The sequence below is a fragment of the Halosubterraneus shenae genome (genome assembly GCF_050510935.1).
Taxonomy (GTDB): Archaea; Halobacteriota; Halobacteria; order Halobacteriales; family Haloferacaceae; genus JBDGPU01.
In genome coordinates this window covers 1-25,696 of the sequence record NZ_JBNLVO010000002.1, presented here as the reverse complement: position 1 = coordinate 25,696, position 25,696 = coordinate 1, and the positions used below count along the sequence as shown (strand labels likewise).

General features: G+C 67.3%; 28 protein-coding genes and 1 tRNA gene. 11 read left to right on the top strand and 18 right to left on the bottom strand.

Translation table 11 applies throughout. The annotated features are described in order from the left end of the window. The first annotated feature begins 41 nt into the window (after window positions 1–41). Both ACQE3M_RS03360 and metX read left to right on the top strand, forming a co-directional pair. Window positions 42–1,358, top strand: coding sequence for an O-acetylhomoserine aminocarboxypropyltransferase/cysteine synthase family protein (locus tag ACQE3M_RS03360; protein ID WP_430504060.1), 1,317 nt, complete (start codon window positions 42–44; stop codon window positions 1,356–1,358). A gap of 5 nt (window positions 1,359–1,363) precedes the next feature. Then, a complete protein-coding gene (gene metX, locus ACQE3M_RS03355; protein WP_430504059.1) occupies window positions 1,364–2,674 on the top strand; it encodes a homoserine O-acetyltransferase MetX in 1,311 nt (436 codons plus the stop codon). 36 nt (window positions 2,675–2,710) lie between these two features. Here the strand turns inward: metX and ACQE3M_RS03350 are convergent, their stop codons facing one another. From ACQE3M_RS03350 to ACQE3M_RS03340, 3 genes are all read right to left on the bottom strand, one after another. Beyond that, window positions 2,711–3,196: a response regulator transcription factor gene (locus ACQE3M_RS03350; protein ID WP_430504058.1), complete on the bottom strand. Its 486-nt coding sequence runs from the start codon at window positions 3,194–3,196 to the stop codon at window positions 2,711–2,713. 440 nt (window positions 3,197–3,636) lie between these two features. Further along, complete coding sequence (gene mdh, locus ACQE3M_RS03345; protein ID WP_430504056.1) at window positions 3,637–4,551, bottom strand: malate dehydrogenase; 915 nt, start codon at window positions 4,549–4,551, stop codon at window positions 3,637–3,639. A gap of 135 nt (window positions 4,552–4,686) precedes the next feature. Then, window positions 4,687–5,979, bottom strand: coding sequence for an O-acetylhomoserine aminocarboxypropyltransferase/cysteine synthase family protein (locus ACQE3M_RS03340; RefSeq protein ID WP_430504055.1), 1,293 nt, complete (start codon window positions 5,977–5,979; stop codon window positions 4,687–4,689). 180 nt (window positions 5,980–6,159) lie between these two features. Here ACQE3M_RS03340 and ACQE3M_RS03335 point away from each other — a divergent pair, with 180 nt between their 5' ends. Together ACQE3M_RS03335 and ACQE3M_RS03330 are read left to right on the top strand one after the other, a co-directional pair. Next, window positions 6,160–7,266, top strand: coding sequence for a 60S ribosomal export protein NMD3 (locus tag ACQE3M_RS03335; RefSeq protein ID WP_430504054.1), 1,107 nt, complete (start codon window positions 6,160–6,162; stop codon window positions 7,264–7,266). Between the two features lie 855 nt (window positions 7,267–8,121). Continuing rightward, window positions 8,122–8,562 carry a DUF5807 family protein gene (locus ACQE3M_RS03330; RefSeq protein WP_430504053.1) on the top strand — a complete coding sequence of 147 codons (441 nt, stop codon included), beginning with the start codon at window positions 8,122–8,124 and terminating at the stop codon, window positions 8,560–8,562. A 111-nt stretch (window positions 8,563–8,673) separates the two neighbouring features. Here ACQE3M_RS03330 and ACQE3M_RS03325 read toward each other — a convergent pair whose 3' ends face one another. The 3 genes from ACQE3M_RS03325 to ACQE3M_RS03315 form a co-directional block, all read right to left on the bottom strand. Beyond that, window positions 8,674–8,859: a DUF7835 family putative zinc beta-ribbon protein gene (locus ACQE3M_RS03325; RefSeq protein ID WP_430504681.1), complete on the bottom strand. Its 186-nt coding sequence runs from the start codon at window positions 8,857–8,859 to the stop codon at window positions 8,674–8,676. Between the two features lie 224 nt (window positions 8,860–9,083). Continuing rightward, window positions 9,084–10,442, bottom strand: a complete 1,359-nt coding sequence (locus tag ACQE3M_RS03320) for a DHH family phosphoesterase (protein WP_430504052.1) — start codon at window positions 10,440–10,442, stop codon at window positions 9,084–9,086. Between the two features lie 76 nt (window positions 10,443–10,518). Beyond that, window positions 10,519–10,968 carry a universal stress protein gene (locus ACQE3M_RS03315; RefSeq protein ID WP_430504051.1) on the bottom strand — a complete coding sequence of 150 codons (450 nt, stop codon included), beginning with the start codon at window positions 10,966–10,968 and terminating at the stop codon, window positions 10,519–10,521. 209 nt (window positions 10,969–11,177) lie between these two features. Between ACQE3M_RS03315 and ACQE3M_RS03310 the strand changes: the two genes are divergently transcribed. The 6 genes from ACQE3M_RS03310 to ACQE3M_RS03285 all read left to right on the top strand — a co-directional run bounded on the left by ACQE3M_RS03310 (window position 11,178) and on the right by ACQE3M_RS03285 (window position 14,342). Then, window positions 11,178–11,330, top strand: a complete 153-nt coding sequence (locus ACQE3M_RS03310) for a hypothetical protein (RefSeq protein WP_430504050.1) — start codon at window positions 11,178–11,180, stop codon at window positions 11,328–11,330. Between the two features lie 85 nt (window positions 11,331–11,415). Beyond that, window positions 11,416–11,865, top strand: coding sequence for a universal stress protein (locus ACQE3M_RS03305; protein ID WP_430504049.1), 450 nt, complete (start codon window positions 11,416–11,418; stop codon window positions 11,863–11,865). Between the two features lie 956 nt (window positions 11,866–12,821). Next, window positions 12,822–13,181, top strand: a complete 360-nt coding sequence (locus ACQE3M_RS03300) for a hypothetical protein (protein WP_430504048.1) — start codon at window positions 12,822–12,824, stop codon at window positions 13,179–13,181. Window positions 13,182–13,320: 139 nt separating this feature from the next. Next, complete coding sequence (locus tag ACQE3M_RS03295) at window positions 13,321–13,566, top strand: hypothetical protein (RefSeq protein WP_430504047.1); 246 nt, start codon at window positions 13,321–13,323, stop codon at window positions 13,564–13,566. After that, window positions 13,566–14,093, top strand: coding sequence for a hypothetical protein (locus ACQE3M_RS03290; protein ID WP_430504046.1), 528 nt, complete (start codon window positions 13,566–13,568; stop codon window positions 14,091–14,093). The genes ACQE3M_RS03295 and ACQE3M_RS03290 overlap by 1 nt, the downstream gene beginning before the upstream one ends. A 3-nt stretch (window positions 14,094–14,096) precedes the next feature. Beyond that, complete coding sequence (locus tag ACQE3M_RS03285) at window positions 14,097–14,342, top strand: hypothetical protein (RefSeq protein WP_430504045.1); 246 nt, start codon at window positions 14,097–14,099, stop codon at window positions 14,340–14,342. Window positions 14,343–14,483: 141 nt separating this feature from the next. Here ACQE3M_RS03285 and ACQE3M_RS03280 read toward each other — a convergent pair whose 3' ends face one another. From ACQE3M_RS03280 to ACQE3M_RS03230, 11 genes are all read right to left on the bottom strand, one after another. Then, a complete protein-coding gene (locus tag ACQE3M_RS03280) occupies window positions 14,484–14,744 on the bottom strand; it encodes a hypothetical protein (RefSeq protein ID WP_430504044.1) in 261 nt (86 codons plus the stop codon). A gap of 47 nt (window positions 14,745–14,791) precedes the next feature. After that, window positions 14,792–15,250, bottom strand: a complete 459-nt coding sequence (locus ACQE3M_RS03275; RefSeq protein WP_430504043.1) for a hypothetical protein — start codon at window positions 15,248–15,250, stop codon at window positions 14,792–14,794. Continuing rightward, on the bottom strand, window positions 15,243–15,722 hold the full coding sequence (locus ACQE3M_RS03270; protein WP_430504042.1) for an LEA type 2 family protein: 480 nt from the start codon (window positions 15,720–15,722) through the stop codon (window positions 15,243–15,245). The genes ACQE3M_RS03275 and ACQE3M_RS03270 overlap by 8 nt, the downstream gene beginning before the upstream one ends. 2 nt (window positions 15,723–15,724) lie before the next feature. After that, entirely contained in the window at window positions 15,725–17,119 is a 1,395-nt protein-coding gene (locus tag ACQE3M_RS03265) for an ABC transporter ATP-binding protein (RefSeq protein WP_430504041.1), read from the bottom strand. Beyond that, entirely contained in the window at window positions 17,095–18,234 is a 1,140-nt protein-coding gene (locus ACQE3M_RS03260; RefSeq protein ID WP_430504040.1) for an ABC transporter ATP-binding protein, read from the bottom strand. Before ACQE3M_RS03260 ends, ACQE3M_RS03265 begins: the two co-directional genes overlap by 25 nt. Window positions 18,235–18,237: 3 nt before the next feature. Continuing rightward, window positions 18,238–19,188 carry an ABC transporter permease gene (locus ACQE3M_RS03255; RefSeq protein WP_430504039.1) on the bottom strand — a complete coding sequence of 317 codons (951 nt, stop codon included), beginning with the start codon at window positions 19,186–19,188 and terminating at the stop codon, window positions 18,238–18,240. Window positions 19,189–19,191: 3 nt separating this feature from the next. Further along, the gene (locus tag ACQE3M_RS03250; RefSeq protein WP_430504038.1) at window positions 19,192–20,211 is read right to left on the bottom strand and encodes an ABC transporter permease; all 1,020 of its coding nucleotides are present in this window, start codon (window positions 20,209–20,211) and stop codon (window positions 19,192–19,194) included. Between the two features lie 102 nt (window positions 20,212–20,313). Continuing rightward, on the bottom strand, window positions 20,314–22,368 hold the full coding sequence (locus ACQE3M_RS03245) for an ABC transporter substrate-binding protein (protein ID WP_430504037.1): 2,055 nt from the start codon (window positions 22,366–22,368) through the stop codon (window positions 20,314–20,316). A gap of 123 nt (window positions 22,369–22,491) precedes the next feature. Continuing rightward, window positions 22,492–22,779, bottom strand: a complete 288-nt coding sequence (locus ACQE3M_RS03240) for a hypothetical protein (protein ID WP_430504036.1) — start codon at window positions 22,777–22,779, stop codon at window positions 22,492–22,494. Between the two features lie 424 nt (window positions 22,780–23,203). Next, window positions 23,204–23,413, bottom strand: a complete 210-nt coding sequence (locus tag ACQE3M_RS03235) for a hypothetical protein (protein WP_430504035.1) — start codon at window positions 23,411–23,413, stop codon at window positions 23,204–23,206. Between the two features lie 126 nt (window positions 23,414–23,539). Further along, entirely contained in the window at window positions 23,540–24,394 is an 855-nt protein-coding gene (locus ACQE3M_RS03230; protein ID WP_430504034.1) for a hypothetical protein, read from the bottom strand. 238 nt (window positions 24,395–24,632) lie between these two features. On the opposite strand from ACQE3M_RS03230, the gene ACQE3M_RS03225 reads away from it, so the two are divergent. Next, the gene (locus ACQE3M_RS03225) at window positions 24,633–24,881 is read left to right on the top strand and encodes a DUF8015 family protein (protein WP_430504033.1); all 249 of its coding nucleotides are present in this window, start codon (window positions 24,633–24,635) and stop codon (window positions 24,879–24,881) included. A gap of 171 nt (window positions 24,882–25,052) precedes the next feature. Here the strand turns inward: ACQE3M_RS03225 and ACQE3M_RS03220 are convergent. Next, window positions 25,053–25,126: transfer RNA gene (locus ACQE3M_RS03220), tRNA-Cys, on the bottom strand. Window positions 25,127–25,696: the final 570 nt, after the last annotated feature.

Here is a 25,696-nt window from a genome sequence, read left to right as displayed (position 1 = left end):
ACTGAGGGTTATAGACCTGTGGAGATATATGCACTACACACATGACTAGAGGGTTCAGGACCCGGAGCGTCCACGCCGGGACGGAGCCGGATCCAGCGACGGGGTCGCGGGCGACCCCGATCTATCAGACCACGTCCTTCGAGTTCGAGGACGCGGACAAGACGGCGGAGATGTACGCGCTGCGGGAGAACGAGGGCCACATCTACACGCGACTCTCGAACCCGACGCTGAACGCCTTAGAGGACCGGATGGCCGACCTGGAGGGCGGCACCGACGCCGTCGCCACCTCCTCGGGGATGGCCGCGCTCGACGCGGCGACGACCGTCCTCGCGAGCGCCGGCGACAACATCGTCGCCAGCGCTGAGATGTACGGCGGCACGTCGGCGTACATGACCACCGTCGCCAACCGGCGCGGGATCGAGGCGCGGCTCGTCGACACGCTGGATTACGAGGCCTACGAGGAGGCGATCGACGAGAACACGGCCTACGTCCACGTCGAGACCATCGCGAACCCCTCGCTGGTCACGCCGGACCTGGAGCGACTCGCGGAGATCGCCCACGACCACGCGACGCCGCTGGTGGTCGACAACACGTTCGCGTCGCCGTCCCTCTGCCGGCCCTTCGAGCACGGCGCCGACGTCGTCTGGGAGTCGACGACGAAGTGGCTCACGGGCAACGGGACGACGGTGGGCGGCATCCTCGTCGACGGCGGGACGTTCCCGTGGGACCACCCGGACGCCGACTACGAGGAGCTGTCGGGCCAGAACCCGGCGTTCCCCGTCGACTTCGTCGAGCAGTTCGGCGACGCCGCCTTCGCCAACGTCGCGCGCCAGCGCGGCGTCCGCCCGACCGGCGGCCAGCAGTCCCCCTTCGACGCCTGGCAGACGATCCAGGGGCTCAACACGCTCCCGCTCCGGATGGAGCGGCACTGCGAGAACGCGAAGCAGGTAGCCGAGTACCTCGACGACGACGAGCGCGTCGGGTGGGTGAGCTACCCCGGTCTGGAGAGCCACGAGACCCACGACAACGCCTCGAAGTACCTCGAGGGCGGCTACGGCGGGATGGTTACCTTCGGCGTCGAGGCCGGCTACGAGGGCGCCAAGACGTTCTGCGAGGCGGTCGACCTGACGAGCTTCCTCGCGAACGTCGGCGACGCGAAGACGCTGGTCATTCACCCGGCGTCGACGACCCACGCCCAGATGAGCGAGGAGGAGCAGATCGACGCCGGCGTCTATCCCGACATGCTCCGCCTCTCCGTCGGCATCGAGGACCCCGAGGACATCATCGCCGACGTCGACGCCGGCCTCGCGGCGGGCGAGCGCGCGGCGGCAGGGACTTCCGGCTCGGGAGCCAACTGACACCGATGAGCGGCACACCAGTCGACCGCGACGTCGCCTCGCTCGGGGAGTTCACCTTCGAGTGCGGTCAGACGATCCCCGACCTCGAGGTCGCCTACGAGGCCTACGGCGAGTTCGACGGCGACAACGCGGTGCTCGTCTGTCACGCCCTCACCGGCAGCCAGAACGTCGCGCGCACGCCCGAGGAGGACGGCGAGCAGGCCGGGCAGGCCCGCGCCTGGTGGGACGACGTCGTCGGGCCGGGCAAGGCCATCGACACCACGGAGTACTACGTCGTCTGCGCGAACGTCCCCGGCTCCTGTTACGGCTCCTCGGGGCCGGCGAGCGAGCGGCCGGACGAGCTTCCCGGAGCGGAGGACGGCGCCGACGGCGCCGACGGCGACGCCCCCGACCACGACCGCTGGGGCACCGACTTCCCGCCCGTGCAGGTCGAGGACTGGGCGCGCGCCCAGCGGCAGCTGCTGGACGCGCTCGGCGTCGGCCGGCTCCACGCGGTCGTCGGCGGCAGCGTCGGCGGGATGAACGCCCTCGAGTGGGCGAAGCGCTACCCCGACGACGCGCGCTACGTCGTCCCCGTCGCCACCGCGGCTCGGCTGGACCCCCAGTGTCTCGCGCTGGACGCGATCGCCCGGCGTGCGATCCGGATGGACGCCGACTGGAACGAGGGCGACTACTACGGCGAGGACCGACCGGACCCGGACGACGGGCTCGCGCTCGCCCGGCAGATCGGCCACGTGATGTACCTCTCGAAGGCGTCGATGGAGCGGAAGTTCGGCCGGCGCTCGGCCGGGCGTAACTCGATGGCGCGCGGCGAGGACGGCCTCGGGCTCGCCGACGACCCCGCGGGCGCCTTCTTCCCCTACCGCGACGTTGAGTCGTACCTCGATTACAACGCCTCCGGCTTCGTCGACCGCTTCGACGCGAACAGCTACCTCTACCTGACGCGGGCGATGGACGAGTACGACCTCTGTGCGGGCTACGCCGCCGACGCCGACGCGCTGGCCGCCTTCGAGGGCGAGGCGCTCGTCCTCTCCTTCACTGGGGACTGGCACTTCACCGTCGGGCAGGCCGCGGAGCTCTCGGACGCGTTCCGGGAGAGCGACGTCCCCGTCGCCCACCACGTCGTCGACTCCGACCACGGCCACGACGCGTTCCTCGTCGAGCCGGAGTCCGTCGGCCCGCCGATCGCCGACTTCCTCGCGGCCGGCACCGACGGGAGCGCCGTCGTCGACGCCGACGAGGAGGAGGTCGCCGAGGCCGTCGAGGAGAACCCGCACGCGCCGGTTCACGCCGGGCTCTTCTCGAAACCCGAGTAGGAGAACCTCCGCGCTCGGCCCGGCGCCCGTCGTCGCTTACGAGGAAGCGAGCCACCGGAGCGCGTCGACGTAGGCCTGCCGGCTTACTGGTTTCGTCACGTAGCCGTCGACGTCGCGCTCGCTGAGGTCGTCGTCGGCCTCGTAGGCGCTGACGACGAGGACGTCGCCGTCGAACGACGTGTCCTCGAGCTGCTGGACCAGTTCGGCCCCGGAGAGTCCGGGCATCCGCCGGTCGATGACGAGGAGGTCCACCGCCTCGTCGACCGCCTCCAGCGCCGAGCGCCCGTTCGGGACCGTCCGAACGTCCCAGTCGTCCCGGACGGCGGACCACCGACCGATCGTCTCGCGGAACGCCTCGTCGTCCTCGGCGACGAGCACCGTGACGTCGGTTGGCTCGGTCGCGTCGGCCGTCGAGTCGGCGGCGGACGTGTCGTTCGAGTCGCCGGGCGACGCGGCAGCAGAGTCGCCGGCCGGACCGCCGACCGGGTCGCTGACCGACTCGTCCGAATCCCCGTCAGCCACTGGCGACAGGGACTCCGCACTCGCACCGCAGGCTCGGCAAGGAGTCGTCCCCTCGAAAATTGAATACTCCTGAACAGTCCCGCAGTTCTCGCAGGTGACGAGTGCCATTCCTCGTGTCACCTACGTGTGAGTGAATTAAAATAAGTACGGGTAGGTTCCAGCTTCTGCCCCATTATTTTGGCATCCAGTGTGACTCATTTATAAGATACGCCCGCTAAAGAACCTCGGCAACAGCGTGGGTCCCGCTCCTGAGGCAGTGCACACGCGTCGCCGCGGAGGCGACGAGCCCGCCCGGTTGCCGGACAGCCCGCGTGAGTCGGGTCGGTCGTCGCGACGACGTGGCTCGCCGGCACGGTCACCGGTTCGAACGGGAACGGCTCGACAGGCCGCGTGACTCCAGGAGGTCGGGGGACCCCGTAAAGGGTGCTGAAGCCCCGCAGCTACGCGATCTTGTCGTACTGGTCGGAGAGCTTCTCGGCGGCCTCGGCCATCAGGTCCTGCTCGTAGTCGTCGAGCTCCCACTCGATAACCCCCTCGACGCCGTTGGAGCCGAGCTTGGCCGGGACGCCGAAGGCGGTGTCCTCGTGCCCGAACTCGCCGTCGAGCGGGATCGAGCAGGGGAGTACCTCGCCGGTGTCCTCGAGGATCGCCTCGACCGTGTGGGCGACGCCCGTCGCCGGCCCCCACTGGGTCGCGCCCTTGCGCTCGATGACGTCCATCGCGGACTCCTGCAGGTCGCCGAGGATCGCCTCGCGCTCGGCCTCGGTGAACTCGGGGTCACGGCCGTCGACGCGGACCTTCGAGAAGGCGGGCACCTGCGCGTCGCCGTGCTCACCGAGGATCGTCGCGTCGACGTTCTGGACCGGTGTGTCGAAGCGCTCGGAGAGGACGTAGCGGAAGCGCGCGGAGTCGAGGCGCCCGCCGAAACCGACGACCTGGTGGCGGTCGCGGTCGCCCGCCTCGTACAGGTGGCGGTTGAGCAGATCGACCGGGTTCGACGTCGTCACCGTGACGAAGTCGTCGTTGTGCTCGGCGAGCGACGAGCCGATGTCCTCCATGATCGGCGCGTTGTCGCCGGCCAGGTCGATGCGGGTCTGGCCGGGCTGGCGCGGGATGCCGGCCGTGATCACCACGACGTCCGAGCCGGCGGTGTCCTCGTAGCCGCCCTGACGGACCGTCGTGTTCGAGTCGTACGCGATCCCGTGGTTCGTGTCGGCTGCCTGGCCCACGGTCTCGTCCTCCTTGTCCGGGATGTCGACGAACACGAGCTCGTCCGCGATGTCCCGCAGCGCGATGTTGTAGCCAGCGGCGGCCCCGACGGTGCCGGCCGCGCCGACCACGCTAACTTTCGTCATATCACGTAAACCCGTACCACGCCCACCCTGTAATCATTTCGAAAGTGGCGACAGCAGCCCGCAACCGTCGTGTTCGATATTCGTCGTGCGTCGAACACGGGGGAGCCGCACCGAACGAAGCGGCGCCGCCCGGGCCTACGCCGTCGCGCTCGCGATGGCCGCCTCCAGGTCCGCGAGGATGTCCGTCGGGTCCTCGATGCCGACGGAGAGCCGCACCATGTCGCCGGTGACGCCCGCGTCCGCCTGCTCCGCTTCCGTGAGCTGCTGGTGGGTGGTCGACGCCGGGTGAATGATCAGCGTCTTCGCGTCGCCGACGTTCGCCAGAAGCGAGGCCAGGTCCGCATTCTCGACGGTGGCCTTCGCCGCGTCGTAGCCGTCCTCGAGACCGAACGTGATCATCCCGCCGTAGCCGCCCTCGAGGTACTCGCTGGCCGTCTCGTGGGTTTCGTGGCCCTCGAGACCCGGGTAGTTCACCCACGAAACCGCGTCGTGGTCGGCGAGGAACTCGGCGACGATCTCGGCGTTCTCGCAGTGGCGGTCCATCCGGAGGGGGAGCGTGTTGAGCCCCTGGATCGTCTGCCACGCGTCGAAGGGGGATTGCTGGTTTCCGAGGTCGCGCAGGCCGCGGGCGATGGCGGCGTAGGTGAAGGCGGCGTCGCCGAACCGCTCGGCGAAGTTGACGCCGTGGTACGCGGGATTATCGGCCGCGATCTCCGGGTACTTCTCGGCGTGATCGGCCCACGGGAAGGAGCCGCCGTCGACGAGGACGCCGCCGACGGTCGTCCCCGCGCCGTGGAGCCACTTCGTCGTCGACTCCCAGACGAGGTCCGCGCCGTGTTCGAGGGGCCGACAGAGGGCCGGGGTCGCGAACGTGTTGTCGACGACCAGCGGGACGCCGTGCTCGTGGGCGACCTCGGCGATCGCCGCGATGTCCGGCGTGACGAGGGCCGGGTTCCCGATCGTTTCGAGGTGGACGAACGCGGTGTCCGCGTCGATGGCGTCGGCGTACGCGTCGACGTCGAGCGTGTCCACGAAGCGCGTCGTGACGCCGCGGCGCTCGACGGAGTGCGTGAGGTAGGTGTACGTCCCGCCGTACAGCGACGAGGCCGAGACGACGTTGTCGCCCGCGGACGCGAGCAGGAACGTTGCGACGTTGAGCGCGGCCATCCCCGACGAGGTGGCGACGGCACCGACGCCGCCCTCGAGAGAGGCGATGCGTTCCTCGAGGACGCTGTTCGTCGGGTTCATGATCCGGGAGTAGATGTTTCCGGGTTCCTCGAGGGCGAACAGCCGCGCCGCGTGGTCGGCGTCCTCGAACGCGTAGGAGGTGGTCTGATAGATGGGCGTCGCCCGCGACCCCGTCGCCGGATCGGACGCCGCGCCAGCGTGCAGGCTTCGCGTCGCGAACTTATTGTTGTCGTCTGTCATGGTTGACGGTCAGAGTGGCAGCGGGTAAACGCACGTACAGCGCCATATTCTGCCGCTCTCTCCGAATCCCCGAACGGACTCGGTCGATGACCGAAGGGAGCGGCCACGGCTCGAGGGGCGGGGCAAGTGACGCCACCTGTTCGTTTTACTTAAACGGCTCACCCACCTACGATCGGTATCATGAGTGAGTCCCGCGGATTCTGTCCACGGTGCGGTGACGCGGTCCCGGAGCGCGAGGAGCCGCTCCCCGGCGAGCCGCGCGAGCGGGACGCGAAGCTGTGCGACGACTGCTACTTCGAGGACTTCGACCTGGTCGACGCGCCGGAGCGCATCGAGGTACTGGTCTGCTCGCGCTGCGGCGCGGTCCATCGCGGCAGCTCCTGGCAGGACGTCGGCGCGCGCGACTACACCGACGTCGCCGTCGAGGAGGTCGCCGAGGCGCTGGGCGTCCACGTGAAGGCGACCGAGGTCGACTGGGGCGTCGAGCCCGAGCAGGTCGACGAGAACAACATCCGGATGCACTGTGACTTCTCGGGGATCGTCCGCGGCCAGCTCCGCGAGGAGGAGGTAACGGTCCCGGTGAAGGTCTCCCGTGGCACCTGCGACCGCTGCGGGCGCATCGCCGGCGGCTACTACGCCAGCATCGTCCAGATCCGCGCGGAGGACCGCGAGCTGACGCCGGCCGAGTGGTCCGAGGCCGTCGAGATCGCGGAGGCCCACGTCGCCGCCCAGGAGGGCAAGGGCGACCGCGAGGCGTTCATCACAGAGATCGACGAGACCGACGAGGGCCCGAACGTGAAGATCTCGACGAACCAGCTCGGCCAGAACGTCGCCGGCCGGATCACGGACGAGCTCGGCGGCTCCTTCGAGTCGTACCCGACCCTCGCGACGGAGGACGAGGACGGCAACGAGGTGTACCGCGTCACGTTCGCGGTCCACCTCCCGCGCTACGCCCCCGGCGAGATCGTCGACCCCGAGGACGGCGACGGCCCCGTCCTCGTCGAGGGCGTCTCCGGCCGCGTCCGCGGCACGCGACTCGCCACTGGCGGCGAGTACGAGTCCTCCTACGACGCCGGCGAGTCGCCCGACGTCGAGCGCCTCGGCCGCCGCGAAGACGCCCAGGAGACGACCGTCGTGACCGTCGAGGACGAGAACGCCGTGCAGGTGCTCGACCCCGAGACGTACGAGGCCGTTACGGTGCCGAACCCCGACTTCTTCGACGACGACGCGGACACCGTGCTCGCGTTCAAGGACGGTGGCGACGTCCACCTCGTTCCCGAGGAGTAGCGATTTTCGGAGTCGAGATCGGTTGTTGCAGAGCCGCTTCCGGTGTGGTCGGTCGTTCGGACGGTGTGGTTCCAGTCGCTGAGCGACGGCGTTTTTAAATGAAGCCGGTCGTCGCCGGCAACACCACTCAGCATGCCCAGAAAGCCCCAGCCGCTGAGGCGGTCGCGCTGCTCGCTGCGCTCCTCACCCGGCTCGCTCCCTTCGGTCGCTCACCGGGTTGTGGTGCTAGCTTCGCAGAGCGTCCCGCTCAGCGGCTGCCCCTTTCAGTCCCGCCCGGGAGTGGTGGCCGGCGCGTCGCTCGCGGCGGCTGGCTTGCCGACGACGCGCGCCGGCTGTCCGGCGTGCGGTGCGGTCGCGGCGGCGCGCGCGAGTAACGCGTGCGAGGGAGGGCGGGGCGCGCCGAGCGGTGTTGTCCCGGCGCGCCCCGGCCGAGGCTGGGGAGGGCCGAGGCCTGCGGTTGCGGTGCGGTCGCGGTTGCGGTCCTGGCGGACTGAAAGGGCGATGGCCGCTCGCGCCGGAGGGGAGTCGCTGAATCGACCTCTATCCGCGCCGGGCGGTGCGGAGAGGCGCGGATATGTCGCTCAGCGACCGCGAGCGGCCGAGGGCTTTCCCGGTGTTTGCGGTGCTGTTGAGAGCAAGACCGTATCACCTGTTCAAATCAGCATATAAGCAAGAGCGGCCGAGGGATTTCTGGACGTTTGCGGTGCTCTCAACCGCATCAGCGTCCAGACTCGTAAATACGGCATATAAAGAAAACCACCGAGAAATACGAGCCAATGTTCCACCATCCCCGCTTAAAATGTCATTACCCCCAGTACGACCGTCTTTTAAGTCAGCAACACCCACGAACCCATAATGAGCGAACTCGACGAGTTCCTGGCTGGCGAGCGGCTCGACGACGTCGTCCTGTTCATCAGTGACGTCTTCCTCGACGACGACTCTCGCCTCCGGAACGTTGGTACCGAAACGGACGACGGCGTGCGCGTCGTCGTCGACGGCGAGAGCGGCCGGTCCGCCTTCGAGGCGGGCACCGGCATGGACGCGATGGGCTTCGCGCAGAAGGCGATGAGCACCGAGGGCGACATCGACCGCACGCTCGACGGCGGGGAGTGCCCGCGGGCTGACGAGCATCCCGACGAGGAGCACGCGGTCGAGTTCGTCTTCGCCTTCGCGGAGGCCGAGAACCAGGAGGTCGGCGGCCTCTACGCCGAGGGCGACGTGGTTCACTCCTACGCCCACTGCGCGTGCGGCGAGAACTACTCGCACAAGTGGGTCGTCGGCACGCGCGCGGACTGACGACGCGGCACGGCAGCTCGCGCGCGGCCGTCGCTCACTCGTTTGAAAAATAGCCCACTGCCCGGAGAGTGCCTCGAACGGCCGGCGGTCCGCGGACGACCGAAGCGCCGATCAGACGTTGTTCATCCGGGTCGCCGTCGTCGTCCCGCAGACCTCGCACTCGGCGACGCGGTACGGCTCGCGGGAGAACTCCGTGTTCTCCTCCTTCGTGCTCTCCGTCCGGATCTCGATCGACACCTCGTGCGGCTGCCGGTCGCCGCACTCGGCGCAGTCCTCGTACAGTGCGTCGTCGTCCATCTCGGCCGTCTGCTGAGTGCTGCCCAGGGATGCCATATCTAATTACATGCAGGGTTACAGGTTATGTTATTGCCCAAAACAGTTAGGCTCCCGAGCAGAACGGTAGCCGATATCCGCCGCCAGTCAGCTTGAGACCCGGAATATCCCGGGATTTGCCACTCTGAGCAGCGGCCAATTTGGCCGGTTCCCCGTCTCGGACGCTTTCGCCGCCGCTACTCCACTCTCTACTCCGTGTCCTCCGCCTCAGCTTCCGCCGCCTCAGCTTCCGCCGCCTCAGCTTCCTCCGCCTCCGCTTCGGCTGCAGCCTCCTCGGCGACCTCCTCGAACGCCGAGAGGATGACCTTCCGTGTCGCCTGGCCTTCGGTCGTCCAGTGCTGGGCGTAGTCGAGCATGTCGTCGTAGATGTCGGGCTTGCAGCCCGCGGCCTGCGGGTGGCCGCCGCCGTTCACCTTGCCGGCGACCTCGTGGGCGCGCTGGAAGTCCTCGGAGCCGCGGATGGAGGCGGAGCCGGCGGGCTTGACGATGACCGCGGCGTCGGCGCCCTGCTTGCGGAGGCGCTCGGCGACCTCGTTCTGCGAGCAGCGGCCGTAGGTGACGGCGACGGACCAGTCGCCGACGGCCTGGAACGTCGCGCGGCCGACGGCGGCCTCGATGCGGTTCTCCTTCTCCACGCGGCGATGTGCGAGGAAGTCGCCGACGGAGTCCGGAAGATCCGCGCCGTAGGCGCCGACGACGGTGACGTACTCCTCGGCACCCGACCAGTGCGCATAGTCGGCCAGGTCGTCCGACCGGGGGTCCTCCTTCAGCCAGAGGTCGTGGTCGCGCGTGACCGCGGCCAGTTCCGCCCACTGCTCGTCGAAGTCGTACTCCAGCGAGCGCAGGGTGACGTCGGCGGTACACTCCTCGTCGGACTCGCCGACGACGAGGTCGACACCGGCCTCGCGCACGGCCGCAGCCGCGGCGTCGTCCCACTGATGGTGGTCGAACCAGCGGATGGCGGCCGCCTGCTCCGCGAGCGCCTCCAGCTCGTCGCCGATCCACGCGTACTCGTCCGGACAGAGGTCACAGACGTACAGGTCGAGGTCGGGCTCGCCGTACGCGAGCACGCGCTCGAAGGCGTCGTCGAGCGAGTACGGGCCGGCCGAGACCAGCGCCACCGACGAGCGCGTGTGGGCGTCCTCGGTCGGGTCCTCGGCGTCGTCGCCGTCGTCGCCGTCCTCCGCTTCGTCGCCCTCGCTCTCCAGCGCCTCGGCCGCCTCGGCCGCCTCCGCGGCGACCTCCTCGACCGTCTCCGCCTCGGGGACGTCGCCCGGGCCGGTCTCGGGAACCCGGTCCTCGATGGCGGCCTCGAACGCCGCGACGTCGAGTTCGGCGCCGTAGTACTCGCGGATCATCGCGGCGCAGGCGAGCCCGTCGGCGTCGCCGTCGGCGATGACCACTGTCTCGGCGCCCTCGATCGTCTCCTTCGCTCGCTGCTCGGCGCGCTCCTCGTCGAGCGAGTCCGGGTAGAAGAACCCCTTGCCCGGGAGCTTGCTGCGCCGGGAGAGGGGGATCAGGTCGTCGTCGATGAGGTCGTCGTCCATGGCGGCCGTCCGCCCGCGAGCGTGAAAACTCCGCCGCTCTCAACGCGTGCGACTCCCGCCAGCGATCGCGCCGGCCTCAGATCGTCGTGCGCCGCGGGTCCTCGCCGTTGAGCTGCCGGACGGTGAGCACCGGGACCGGGCAGGTCCGGACGACGCGCTCGGCGACGGAGCCGATGAGGAACCGGTTCTCGCCGTGGCGGCCGCGGGTGCCGGTCGCGACGACGTCGGCGTCGATCTCGCGGGCGTACGCCGAGATCTCCGCCGCCGGGCGCCCCTCGCGGACGGCGGTTTCGACGCCCTTGTCGGTCTGTGCGTCGACCTCGGCCAGCGCCTCCTCGCCGCGCTCGTCCAGCGCCTTGCGGAGGTCCTCGCGGACGCCCTCCGGCGACGATTCCACCTCGCCGCGGTCGATGACGTACAGCGCGTGTACCTCAGCGTCGAAGCGCTCGGCGAGGTCCAGGGCGACGTCTATCGCGCGGCTCACGCTCTCGGAGCCGTCGGTCGCGATGACGATCGTGTCGAACATGGGTCACCGTTGACCCGGCGCGGGCTTAAAGCCGGGCGGTGTCGCGCGGGGTGTCCACCGCCGGTGGCTCGTTCGAGGGCTGCTGGTGTCGGCGAGGACGCTGCCACCGGTGGAGAGAACCCAGCTGGGCCGTCACCACCGCGGCACTCGCACGAAAAGGAGTTCCGAGACGGGGGAACTATTAGTTGCCCCCCACATCATACAGAGCTATGACAGCCATGTTGTCGGTGAAACAGAAACTGGTGGTGCTTGCGACGTGCTTCGTCATGGTGATTGGCCTGCTCGTCTTCTTCCCGTGGTGGCTGGCTATTCTCGGGATCCTCGCGATGGCCCCGTTCGTCTTCGCGACCGTCGTGAAGTAGCCCGTGAGTTACGGCCCGCACCGGGGTCGCTCAGCCGCCCGGCCAACGAGTGGCTTTTTCAGGGGCGCCGTGGATCTGATTACGTATGGCCGACCTCGACATCGATCTCGTGCTGGCGCCGGTCGACGGCAGCGAAGAGTCACAGGAGGCCGTCGAGTACGCGATCGCGGTCGCGAGCGAGTACGACGCGACGGTACACGCGGTGTACATCCTCGGCGAGGACGTCGCGCGCGCGATCGATACCGGTGCCGTCGACGAGGGCGAGGTCGCGGAGGACACCGCCTCGTTCACCGACGCGGTCGCGGAGCAGGCGGCCGAGAAGGGCGTCGAGACGAACACCTCCATCGCCTACGGCTTCTCGACGAACGTGAAGACGACCCACCCCGGGAGCGTGGTGCTGGACACGGCGGAGGACCTCGAGGCCGACTTCCTCGTCGTCCCCCGTGAGCCCGTGTCGGGCACGCCGGGCGAAGTGCTGGAGAAAGCCGCCGAGTACGTCCTCCTCTACGCCAGCCAGCCCGTGTTATCGGTGTGAGCTAATCGGGTTGTTTTCGGTTGAAGTCGTTGTGTGCGCTCTTTCTGAACTGGAGCTAAACGTTGCGTGCGACACCGCTCATTATATTTAAAGGCCCACGCCGCTGACCAGTTTCGTTTATAAATGGGTTTGACTAGCGTCGCTTACGACACCACTCAGCATGCTTCGAAAGCCCCAGCCGCTGAGCGGTCGCGCTGCTCGCTGTGCTCCTCACCCCGCTCGCTCACTGCGTTCGCTCGCTGGGATTGCGGTGCTTGCTTCGCAGGGCGTCCCGCTCAGCGGCTGCCCCTTTCAGTCCCACCCCGGAGTGGTGGCCGGGCGGCGCCGCGGCGGCTGGGTCGCCGACGACGTGCGCCGGCTGGCCGGCGTGCGGTGCTGGGCGGTGGCGCGCGCGAGCAACGCGTGCGAGGGAGGGCGAGGCGCGCCGAAGCGGTGCGGGGCCGGCGCGCCCCGGCCGAGGCTGGGGAGGACTGAGGAATTGCGGTTGCTGGGCGGTCGCGGTGCGGTCGCGGTGCGGTCGCCGTCGCGGTTGCTGTCCTGGCGGACTGAAAGGGCGACGGCCGGTCGCGGTGTAACGGAGTCGCTCCGGGGACCTCTATCCGCGGCGGGCGGTGTCTTCGTGAACGCAGTGAACGAAGGCCAGAAAGTCGCAGCCCGGCAGCCCGCCACTGCAGGCAGCCCGGACCGTCTTTCGCGGCGGAGAGCCGCGGATATGTCGCGGAGCGACCGCGAGCGGCCGAGGGCTTTCGAGGAGTTTGCGGTGCTGTCAAGCATAGCAGTGTCTGCACCTGAGCTCCCCGTTTATAAGCAAGAGCGGCCGAGGGCTTTCGAGGTGTTACCAGTGATATCGAATACAACAGCGTCTGCACCTTCTCAACGAACTACAACCCAGAACGGACGTGAACTCACACCCATCGACGCGGACGATTCAAGTACCCGGCCACCCCAGCACGACCATGATCCCCAAACGGCTCGCCTCCACGATCGCGACGGGGCTGTGGGTCGCCGGCGCGCTGCTCATCGGCAACGCGCTCCACGTCTCGGTCGTGACCGGACAGGTCCCGTTGACCGCGCCGGCGCCGGTGTTCTACACGATCGGCGGCATCGCGCTGATCCTGATCTCGCAGAACCTCGACGTCCACCCCTCGGAATACCTCGACTACCTCGAATCCGGGGACGAGGAGGAGGAAGCGGCCGAGCAGGAGCAGTCCGGGGCCGAGTTCGACGAGGCCGCGTCGCCGCTGGACGAGGAGGCCATGGCGAACCTCGAAGCGCGCGAGCGCGAGCGCGAGCGGCGCGAGAGCAAGGACGGCTGACCGCCGCCGGCCGAGCGCGACGGGGCGAGTGCGACGGGGCGAGTGCGACGGGAGAAGGAAAGCGACGAGGGGCGGAACCCCCGCTTGCTGTGGGTGATCGTTACTGATTTATCATGGGAACAAATACCAACGGCAAGTCATGAGCGCGATCAAAACGAAGATTCCGAAATCAGCTCGCGGACCCGTCGGGATCGGTTCGCTGTGTCTCGGTCTGCTCGGGTTCACCGTGGGGTACATCCTCACCCTCCTCGGGATCACGTTCTTCTACGGTCTCGCACCGCATCAGATCCCCACGCTCGATAGCGTGATCATCTTCCTCCTCGGCATCGGCTTCCTCGGACTCGGCTACGCGGGGCTGAAAGGGTTCATGCACTTCTCGTACTGATGTTCGACATCAGAGAGCACCCTGACGCCCCCGAGTTCGACGAGCTCGGCGAGTACACGATCGAACCGGTATCCCCGGCGGAGATCCGGCGCCGGCGCGACGACGGCGACGAGCTGCGCGAGGTGAACCTCCTGGAGCACGACGACGTCGACGCCTACGTCGAGCTGGAGCCGAACCCGAATCAGCCGGGGATGGACACCGACATCGGCACGGCCTACTACCGGTTCACCCAGCTGTTCGGCACCCCCCAGTTCGAGGAGTACGTCGCCGGCAACGACGTCTCCTGGCGCGACGACGAGACGTTCAAGTACCTCTTCGAGGTCTCGGCGGAGGACGGCGCGGGCGAGTGGCTGATCACGGTTCACGACTGGCGCGTTCGCCTCGGCGTCTCGCTGGCCGGCTGGTCGTCGGAACTCGACGGCGACGCGCCCGCGGTCGACCCCGGCGAGGCCGTCGCGCTGCTGGCGCTCGTGACGAACGTCGCCAGCGAGCCTGTGCTGTGTGAACACGAGGAAATCCCCTTCTGAACGATGCGCCGACGCGCCCGCGTCCGGGCCGCCGTCCGCGGCGGCTGGCAGCGGGTCGTCGCCTTCGCGAAGAGCCGCTCGCCGAAGATCTGGCTGCTGTTCGGCCTCCCGTACGTCGCGACCGTCGCCAGCCTCGGGAGCTACCTCCGGCACGGCGGGACGGGCGCGCCGACGCAGCTGGAGTTCGGCCTGCTCGTCGTGGCGCTGGGGCTGCTCATACTGAACGCCTTCAGCGGCGGGACGGTCTGAGAGCTCGCGGTCGCCCGACGGTCGTCGCTACCGTCGTCTCTTTTTCTTTTTAAATACGTCAGTCGCCGGGCCGGGCGCACTTATAAGGGAGAGCCGACGTCGTCGCGGACGACACGCCTCGGCACGTCCAGAAAGCCCGATTTAGCGGCCGGTCAGCACGTGCATCAGTCCGAAGGTCACGACGAGCAGCGCCACGAGCAGCCCGCCGAACACCGGGATTACGGCGTCGTAGGAGTAGAGGCCGCGCCAGTAGCCGACGAACGCGAGCAGAATGAGCGTCGGCACGCTGAGCACGTACAGCAGCGAGGAGAGGTAGCTCTTGAACGTCGGGTCCTCGTTCCGACTGGCGAACATCCCGCGCTTCTTCTGGTCTTTCTCCTCCGTGGGGATGTCGTTCGGCATTCGTCGGAACTGAGGCGGACGGAAGGAAAACGCTTCCGCCCGGGCCGCTACTCCTGGGTCGCCGCCAGCGACAGCGTCGTCAGGTAGCTCGCGCCGAACACCATCAGGTAGATCGTGATCACGTTGACGACGCCGTTGCGGAGCCGGGGCGCACCCACGAGCTCCGCGAGGACGCCAGTGTAGCCGAGCGCGTACACCGGCCAGACCCAGGCGCCGATACAGACGACCGCGCCGACCAGGAACGCGATCCCCGCCGCGGTGAAGCTCTCGCGGAGGTCGGCCGCGAACAGGTGGGTGTACACGCCGCTGGCCACGATGAGGAGCAGCGCCAGCTTGGGGTCGCCCGCGATGGGCGAGACGTCCGTGTTGCTGAACACGAAGGTGCCGAGACCGCCGACGATGCCCGTCAGCACGCCGATGATCGTCGCCCGGATCCACCGCATCACGGCCGGACGCACGTAGACGTCGCCGACGAGTCGCCGCCGACCGCGGGTGTCGTTACGCATCGGCACCACCCTCGATCGAGAGCTGGAGACTCCGTTCGACGACCCGTGCCTCGAAGCGGCCCTTCGCGACGAGGTCGCCGTCCCGGGCGGCCTCGCGGACGCGCTCCGGATCCTCGGCCTCGATAGTGGCCGACAGCCGCACCGTCCGACTCTCGCCGGGCGGGACGGTGAACTCGTCGAAGCCGGCGCCGGCGTCGCTGGCGACGGCGCTCCCGTTACGGTACACCTGGATCCACGCGCTACTGACCGTCAGCGGTGCGTCGGTCGGGTTGTCGACCCGGACGGCGACGGCGAGCTCCGACTGCTCCTCGGCCGGCGAGATGCTCTCGGCCTGCGCGGAGAGCGTCGCCGACGCCTCGACGTGCGCCACCACCGCCGTCACCGTGGAGACGCTGACGGCGACCGTCACGAGAAACACGACCGCGAAGCTGCCCGCAACGAGGAGAGTGCGGAGGGACGGGGACCGGTCCATCGTCAGTCGTCCGCGGTTGCGGCCGTGGAGGACCCACCGACCTGCGGCTCGTCGCCCTCCCCGTAGAGGTGGCAGGCGGTCTGGACCGACTCGCTGGCCGCGCGGTTCGCCGGGCGGTCGGTTTCACAGATGGAGACGAACTCGGAGCGGACGGCGTCGGCGGCAGCGTCGGTGTCGCCGTCGACAATGTGTGACGCCGCCTCCTCGATCGTCTCCTGGGCGGCGGGCGGGACCTCGAACTCGGAGACGTCGACGCCGCGGCCCTCCGCCATCTCCCGTTCGGACTCCAGCGCGTACTCCTCGGGGAGGCCGGTCAGCGCGAGCCCGCGGCTGAGGACCTGGTCCTTCAGCCGGTCGTCCGGCGTCGCCTCGGGATCGGCGTCGAGGTCGTCGACGGACAACCCGTCCAGTACGCGCCGCTTGAACATGTGGACCCGGCGGAACGCGTCCTGGGTCCCGTCCCACGACTCCGGCGGGATGATGTTCGCACACCGCGTGTGGAACTTACAGCCCTCCGGCGGATACCGGGGACTCGGGATGTCGCCGGTGACGTTCGCGCGCTTGCGTTCCCGCGTCGGGTCCGCGACCGGGACCGCGTCGAACAGCGCCTCGCTGTACGGGTGTTTCGGGTCGTCGACCACCTCGTCGGTCGGGCCGTACTCGACCATGTCGCCGAGGTACATGATCGCCGTTTTGTTGCACATGTACCGGATGAGCGAGAGGTCGTGACTGATAAACAGGTACGTCAGCCCGTACTCGTCGCGCAGCTCCTTCATCAGGTTGAGCACGCCCGCGCGGATGGAGACGTCCAGCATCGACACCGGCTCGTCGCAGACGACGAACTCGGGGTCGACGACCATCGCGCGCGCAATGGCGACGCGCTGGCGCTCGCCGCCGGAGAGCTCCTGCGGGAACGAGTCGAGGTAGGCGTCGCCGGGGGCGAGCCCCACGTCGTTGAGTGTCTCGACCACCTTCTCGCGTCGCTCCTGGTAGGAGTCGAGCATGTCGTTGATCCGGAGCGGCTCCGAGACGGCGTCGTACACCGTCATCCGGGGGTTGAGCGATTCGAAGGGGTCCTGGAAGATCATCTGGACGCGCTGACGGAACTCCGACTCCTCCTCCCGGGTCAGCTCCGTGACGTCCTCGCCGTCGAAGCGGATCGTCCCCTCCGTCGGCTCGTACAGCTGCACGAGGACCTTCCCCAGCGTGGTCTTCCCACAGCCGGACTCGCCGGCGATCCCCATGACGTCGCCCTTCTCGATGGAGAAGGAGACGTCGTCGACGGCGCGGACCGGCGGCGTCGCGGTCCCGAAGAGCCGCTCGAAGACGCCACTGCTGACGTCGAAGTACTTCTTCAGCCCCTCTACTTCCACTAGTGCGTCGTCTGCTGTAGCCATGTTTCCTCCTTTGCGGCGTCTTCCTGCATCTGTGCGAGCGAGTCGAGCCGGTAGCACGCCGATTCGTGTGGCGTGTCACCGGGCTCCCCGCCGGTCGCGCGGTCGACGTCGTACATCGGCGGATGCGCGTCGCGACACTCCTCGACGGCGAACGGACAGCGGTCGGCGAAGCGACAGCCGGTGTCCGGATCACGCAGCGTCGGCGGCGTGCCGGGGATCGAGACGAGCCGTTCCTGGCTCTCCTCGATCGACGGGAAGGAGTTGCGCAGCCCGAGCGTGTACGGGTTCGCGGTCTCCTCGAAGATGTCCGTCGCGGTGCCGGCCTCCATCATCTTCCCGCCGTACATGACGCCCATGCGGTCACACGTCTCCGCCATGACCGAGATGTCGTGGCTCACGATGAGCATCGCCACGCCGAACTCCTCCTGGAGGCTGCTGATCTCGTCGAGAACGCGGTCCTGGATGATCACGTCCAGCGCCGTCGTCGGCTCGTCGGCGATGAGCAGGTCCGGGTTACACGCCATCGACATCGCGATGACGGCCCGCTGTTTCATCCCGCCGGAGAACTCGTGGGCGTAGTCGTACGCGCGCTCGGCCTCGATACCGACGCGCTCTAAGAGCTCCTCGGCGCGGTCGTACGCCTCGTCCTCCGAGGTCTCGGGTTCGTGACGCAGGATGGCCTCGACGATCTGGTCGCCGACCTTGTACACCGGGTTCAACGCGTTGAGCGCACTCTGGGGGATGATCGCGATGTCCCGCCAGCGGACGTCGCGGATCTGTTCCGTGGAGAGCTCCGCGAGGTTCGTCATCCCGTCGTCGCGGACGGGGTACTGCGGGTCGTCGACGATCTCCCGGCGGGCGTCGCCGTCGTCGTCGCTCCATTCCGGCGGAACGCCGTCGAACCAGATCTCCCCGCTGACGACCTCCCCGTTGTCGTCGAGGAGCTCGATGATCGCCTTCGCGAGCGTGGTCTTGCCGCAGCCAGACTCGCCGACGAGCCCGAACGTCTCACCGTGGTCGACGTCGAGCGAGACGCCGTCGACCGGGCGGACGTCCGGCCCGTCCATGCGGTACCGTACGTCGAGGTCGTTGATTTCGAGTAGTTTCTCGGCCATAGATTATCGCTGTGGGTTCGCAACGTCCTCCATCGAGAAGCCGATGAAGTAGAACGCGGCCGCGATGGCGGTGATGGCAAGCCCGGGCGGCAGCAGCCACCACCAGGCGTCGAACACGTAGCCGCGGCCCTGGATCTCTTGCAGCATGATACCCCAGGAGTACGCCGTGAAGTCTGAGAGTCCGAGGTACGCGAGCGACGCCTCCGCGAGGATGGCGCCTGCGGCGTCCTGTGCGAGGTACACGAAGGTGAGCGGTAGCACGTTCGGCAGGATGTGCCGGAAGATCACGCGCGTGTCCGACGCACCCGCGACCTTCGCCGACTCGACGTAGGAGCGTTCCTTCAGCGTGAGCGTCTCGCCGCGAATGATGATGCAGTTGTTCACCCACGACTTCACGACGATGCCGAGGATGATGTTCGTCGTGCTGACGCCGCGGATCGCCACGAGGACGATGAGCAGCGGCAGGAACGGCAGCCCGTAGGTGATGTCGGCGAGCCGCTGGATCGACTCGTCGATCCAGGTGTCGCCGTAGTAGCCGGAGATGAGTCCGAGCGGGACGCCGACGAGGCTCGACAGCATCCCGGCGGCGATCGCGATGTACATCGCGTTCTTCGCGGAGTAAACGAGCTGGGTCATCACGCCGTAGCCCTGGTCGTTCGTGCCGAGCGGCGCGAAGAACGGGTCCCCGAACGCCGGCGGATGCGGCAGTGACTCGCGCTGGTCGATCGTCATCCGCCCCGGTTCGGTGCCGAGGTAGGCGACCCACTCCGGCGCGTGTGGCGCGAACCAGCTGGGGAAGATCGCCCAGAGGATGTACATCAGCAGGATGAACAGGCCGATGACGCCGAGGCGGTGCTGGGCGAATCGGCTCCAGACGCGCTTGTACCGGTCGACCTTCGGCCCGTACTTCTCCTTGTAGCTCTCGATGCGAGTTTGCGGTTGTTCAGTTGCCATCAGTCATTCACCCCCCTCGAAGCTGATTCGGGGGTCGAGATAGGTGTACGCGATGTCCGTCAGGAGGCGCATGACCACGATGAGCACGCCCAGGACGAAGAACACGGCCTGTGCTGTCGGGTAGTCCCGCCCAACGACGGACTGCAGGATTAGTTCGCCCATGCCGGGGTACGAGAAGACGACCTCGATGATCACGGCCCCGTCGATGATGAACGCGACCCCGACGATCGCCTGCGTGGCGACGGGGATCAGCGCGTTGCGGGCAGCGTGTTTGATCATCACGGTGCGCTCCGAGAGCCCCTTCGCCTTCGCGAGGTAGACGTAATCGGAGTCGACGACCGTGTTCATCTGTGTCCGCATCACGAGCATGGCGCCGACCCAGCCGACGGAGATGATACTCAAGAGCGGCAGCGTGATCCGGTGGAGCACGTCGAGGGAGGCCCGCCACCAGTTCCACTGTTCCGAAGAGAACGGTTCGAGGAACGGGTGGTCGGACGGATACTGGGTCATCATGTACGAGCTCTCGAACCAGCCGAGCTGATAGTTGAGCAGCCAGATAAGCAGCCACGCGATCCAGAACGCGGGCATGGAGTACGCGACGAGGCCGCCAGCGAAGATCGACTTGTCACGCTTGGTGCCGCGCCACCAGCCGAGGTACATCCCGACCAGCGGGCCGACGATGTAACCGAAGATGAACGCCGCGCCGAACAGCACCAACGTCCGCGGGAGCCGCCGCTCGATGAGCGACCAGACCTCGGTGTTGTTGGTCGGCGACCAGCCGAACTGCCCCGTCTGGTAGTTCACCATGAACGAGAGGTACTGTCGCCAGAGCGGCTCGTCGAGATTGTATTGGTCGCGGATACGTTCCCTGGCCTCCTTCGGCATCTCCGGGCTGATCATCGCGTCGGCGAACGAGCCTGGCATCAGCCGCAACAGGAGGAACGCGAGCGTCATGATCCCGAGGATCACGAAGTACGAAACGATTAAGCGATACGCGAGGTATCGTAAACTAATTCTGGTCATGTGGGCCTGTGTATGTGTGAGAGATTGTCAGTCCAACTCTTAAGGGTTGGTTTCGCGGAACCGAAAACGGCGTGAGAGGGTGAAAACCGCGGGCTCGAGCCGTTACTCCTTCAGGTGAACGTTCTGGAACTGCCAGGCGACGTAGGAGTCACCCGGGCTCGGGATCCCCTCGACGTAGCCCTTCCACTTCGCCTCGTTGACGGGCCACTGCGGGATGGCGTGGCTGTTGACCTGCGTCGGGTAGTCGAGGTAGATCTTCTCGACGGCCTGCCGGGCCTTCGAGTTCCGTTCCTCCGTGTCCATCGTCGACAGCGCGTCCTTGATCAGGTCGTCGGCACCCGGGACGCCCTCGAGGCCGTAGCCCATCGGGTTGTTGAGCAGGCTCTCGTGTTCCGAGTCCGGACCGTGGGCGTTGTCGCTGGTGAAAAGCGAGTCGAGCGTCGACACCGCGAACGGCGAGAGGCTCGTCCAGCCCATCGGGAAGATGTCGAAGTTGACGTCGCGGTACACTTCGTTCAGCATCGTGTTGAACGTCAACACGTTTCGCTCAACCGGGATGCCGAGCGACCGCAGCTGGCCGACGAAGTTCTCGACCATCTGTGCCGAGAGCGGCGAGTCCTGCGGCGGGTACATCATCATTTCGAGCGGCCGACCGAGAATCTCCGTGATCGTCTTGCCGTTCACACGGATCTCCTCCTCGACGCCCGGCTGGTCCTGGAGGACGTCGGATTCGACGGAGCCCCACGTGTACTCGTGCCGGGCTTCCGTCTCGTCGGCCGAGGCACCCGTGAGCGAACCGGGGTACTCGCGCTCGCCGTCCGCGTAGGAGCCTTCCTCGCCATGGATGGGCTCGCCGTTCTTCAGGTACGCCTTGATGGCGGAGAAGTTCGGCACGCCCGGCTGGTCCTGGAGGAAGTCGAACGCTTTCGTCGCCGGGTGCTCGTTGATCTCCGCGCCGTCGACGGCGGTTTCCGGGCGGACGGCCTCGTAGCCCGGCGGCATGACGAACGCACCACGGAGCTCCGTCTCGCGGTTCAGCTGGTCGGTCCATCGGATGTGGTCGAACAGGAAGCCCATCGTCTGACGGAAGATGGTGTCGTCGAGCGGCGTCCGACGCATGTTGAAGGAGTAGTGACTGTACCCCGTGTCGGAGCCGGTAACGATCCGGGCGCCCTCCTTGTCCTCGACCTTCGGGATGTTCGACGGCTGGATCGAGCCGTACATCGCGTCGATGGCGTCCTCCTGGAGGAACGCCTGCTGGAGCGCCTCGGAGCTCCCGTAGACGTTGACGCGCAGGGTGTCGATGAAGGGACCGCCGGCGCGCAGGTTGTCGTGGTCCTCGAGCCACTGGAGGTCGTTCAGCGTGTAGTCGTCACGGTACGTGACCTCGACGGAGGTGTCCGGTTCGTACCGGGTGATACGACCGGCACCGAGGCCGACCGGGCCGCTGTACTCCGTGCCGTCGACCTCGTAGGTCGTTTCGGTCGGCTTGTACTGCGAGAACTCGGCGGGGTCGACGTCGCTCCACACGTGCTTCGGGAGCATCGGGAGTCCGAGCTGGGTGGTGTCGTAGGTCCCCACCGGCTTCGAGAGCTTCATGTGGACGTCCCAGTCGTTGGAGGCCTCCTCGACGGTCTCGACCGGGGAGATGTTGTTGGCGTACCGCCCCGGCTGGGCCTCCTTCAGGAAGTTGTACGTGAAGATCACGTCGTCGATGCCGAAGTCCTCGCCGTCGTTGAACGTCAGTCCGTCGCGGACGTTGAAGTAGACGTCCGGTTCGCCGCTGTCGACGTTCTCGACGGTCCAGTCCGTGAACAGGTTCGGGTGGACCTCGAACGTGACCGGGTCGATCGACGTCCCGTACGCGTGGATCTGGTCGAGGATCACCCACGAGTACGAGGAAGACGTCGAGAGGGCGTTGAGGCCGGCCGGCGCGTTGCTCATACCGTAACGGAAGTCACCGCCTTCCGTGATCTCCTCTCCCTCGTCGACCGTGTCCGGCGTGGAGTCGGTTGCCGGTTCCACGGTCCCCTCGGTCGGCGTTCCTTCGCTATCGTCCCCAGTACAGCCGGCGAGGGAAACGGCTACCGCACCCGCACCCGCTTTGAGGAATGGTCGGCGCTTGCTGCTGTGGGCAGTGGTGTCATCTTCTGACATGCCTTGCCATCAGCTACAATTGACATACCTTATACCTTGTGATGATATCGCATATTAGCGTTAATACGTTCCCGGTTGGAGAGAAAAATACCCTGAATAACAATGAGGAATAGAGTTTCCCCCTCACCAACTGCCCGAGAGACCGGCATCCTCCTTCGCGCGCAGGCCGAAGTAGACGGTGAACGCCACCGCCATGGCGAGCAGCGAGAGATAGATCTGCGCGCTCAACACCCCTTCCGCTCCCTGGCGTCGAGTGAGAACGACGCCCATCCCAGCCCACGCCGATGCCACCGCGAATCCGGCCGCCATCAGCCACGTTGCGAGCGCGTCCTCCCCTCGACGACCGGCCACGAGCGCCACGATCATCAACCCGATTACCAGCAGCGCCAACACGCCACGCGTGTCCAGCATATCCCGCCCTCCGCGGGCCGCCGATAAAAACCGTCGGGTCGGCATACAGCCCGAGCGAGCGGTCGGATCCGCCGTTTCGGCGCTACGCTACTTATAAAAAGCGCCGGCGCGCCGACCCAGTTCTCCGCCGGGCTTCCACAGTGCGAGCCATCCAGTGACCGCTCCGGAAGGTCACATTATTTATATGTGGCCGAGACAGCGAGAGCCCCGTTCGACCTCCGGCGACGCAGCGGCCGCGTTCGCCGTCGCGAGCGCGTCGCTATCCGGCAGGACTCGCGAGCAACGGCGCGATTACCGGATAGATAGATCGCGAGCAACGGCGAATCGCGGGCAACGCCGAATCAGAAACGTCGTTGCACACGGCCCACATTGCGATGAACCGGTCGACGATCAGTCGCCGACGTCGGCCAGTGCGGAACGCCGTTCACTCCGCCGTCCATATCTCGGGCGCGACGCCGAGGTACCGCACGACCGACGGGTAACCGAACGCCACGACCACGACGAGCAGCACGGACTGCCAGAAGGAGAGTTCACCGTACGTCGCCTCGACGACGAACAGGATGAGAAACATCACCAGAAACATCACCGCCCAGTGGGGAGCGAGCTGCTTGATCTTCTCCGCTGTCGTTGGCATACGCGTTCGTGAACGGGCGGGCGTATGTGTGTGTCGGTGAGGCAAGCGCGAGGCTGTCGGGGAGAATCACGCGACTGCCCCGGCGACGACGCCGGGCGACTGCCAAACGTGCGATCAGCGGTGTCGTCAGTACCGGCTCGGGACGAACGCCAGACCGATCAGGGTCAGGGCACCCATCGTGAGGATGGCCGCGATGCGCCGGAGCCCCGTCGCGTACTCCTGGAACGTGTCGATCTGGTCCAGCTGGGCCTGATACGCCTCCTGATCGCTCGACAGGACGAGAGTCTCCTTGTCCGGGAAGTGGGCCACGTAGGTTGTTTCGCCGAAGGTCACGGTATCGCCCTGCTTCAGTTCGACCTCCCTGTTCTCGGTCGTCTCCCAGACGAGAACTGCCTCGCTCGTCGTCACGTCGTCGATGGTGGCGTCGTTCCCGTCGTACTCGAGGGAGTCACCCTCCGCGAACGTTTGCTCCTCGGGCGCGGGGAAGTACTCGTCGGACGGAACGAGCGTCTTGTCGCCGTTCTCGTCACGGACGACGACGTACTCCTCCCCGTCGCTCGTGACCGTCTCGTTGTCCGCGCTGGAGTCGTTCTGCAGGATCGCGGTCTTGTCGATCTGCTCCCGCAGCGTCACCTCGCTCGGGTCCTCGCCCTCGATGACGACGGTCCACTCCTCGCCATCGTAGGTGACCGTGCTCCCGTTCGACCAGGACGCCGACGCCTCGGCGGTTACGTTCCACTTGATCGTCCCCAGCATGAAGTGCGAGGCTCCGCCACCGTGGCCACCGCTTTCGGTCTTCTCAGTGACTTCGGTGACAGAGTACGTCTGCCCGGCGTGTTCGAACGTCTCCCCCGCGGAGCGCTCGAAGTCTGGGTCCTCGAACGAGACCTCCGGCGTGTCGGCAGTCGCGACCAGCGTGCCCGCCGCACCCCCGACGACGAGGAAGACTGCGACGTACACGGCGACAGCGCGTCGTTGCATACTTCGAGAATAGGACACCCGGCGTTTAACGGTTACTTTCCCTATCCGTACTGTCGCCCCGGTTCGAATCCCTGCAGCTCGAAGTCCGAGAGCCCGCTCCGGCGCCGTCGACGACGGTAACCTGACACGGCAGCCACCCACAGCCAGCAAGCTAAAGGCCGCTACCGTCGATAGCGACGACAACGGCCAGCGCGGGCAGAACGCCGTCACAGCTCGACGCACGTCGCCGTCCATACGCATGGTCTCGTACTACGACAAGATCCTGTTCGCCATCCCGGTGGTGTTGCTGCTGGGAGCCTCGACGAGCATCCACCCGTCAGTCGGGACCTTCCAGGGGCTCGGCGCCGGTGGGGTCCTCGCCACGATCATCTTCCTCGAGGCGACAGTCCGAAACCCACCGATCGAGCCCGCGGAGGTGACCGCCGGTATCGCCGTCGGCATCGCCTGGATCCTCGGCGGCGCGCTCTACGTCTGCGGGGGCGCCTGAAGCGGCAAGCGCCGATCCGCGTCGACGAGTCGTACGAGTAGTACACCGCACGTGCACGTGACGGGCGGGTTCCCGATTCGAGAGCCGGCCGGGACTGGCCCCGACAGGGGCAACCAATCCGGAGACCGGCCGTCCACGGTGATGCCTCTCGCCGGTGACGTCCGCAAAAAGAGCCAAGGGCCGGATTTGAACCGGCGTGGGGCGGCTCTGCAGGCCGCTGCGTAACCAGACTCTGCCACCTTGGCGCGCATGCTGTAGTATTCCAGTCTCGCGTTTAAGCCTAGCGGTCCGCCGTGTCGGTATCGACGGACGCCGTCGCGACAGCCCACCGAGCGTCCCGAGCGATGCCGCCCGAGATCGACGAGCCGGGGAGGTCGGAGCCTCGCCCGCAACCTCGGCGCCGCTCGGACATCGGCGAGCGCGCGTCCCCGGTGGGCCCGTAACCAGCGCCGGCGACCCCGGGGAGATCTCTGCCGGGCCGCCGCCGCCAGCGGTCGCGCACACAAGTCGCCTGCGCGGTCGGCGGCACGCGCGCGACGCGACTCGCGCTCGCCTCGCGTGACCGAGTGGACTCCGCTTACGCTGTCGCTGCCGGTCGGGCTACTCCAGCTCTCCCAAACGCTGTCGCTAGCGACGAACTACCCTCCGTGCGACGTGCGACCAGCTGACCGAGCTGCCGCTCGTCGGAATAAAAACGCACTGCGAGACGCGGCAATCGCCACGTCTTCGACTATCGAGTATGAATGTAAGTATGAATGGTAGGCGGCGAACCGGCACTCCCAGAGGCTCGCGCACTCCAGTACTGCCCGGAACGC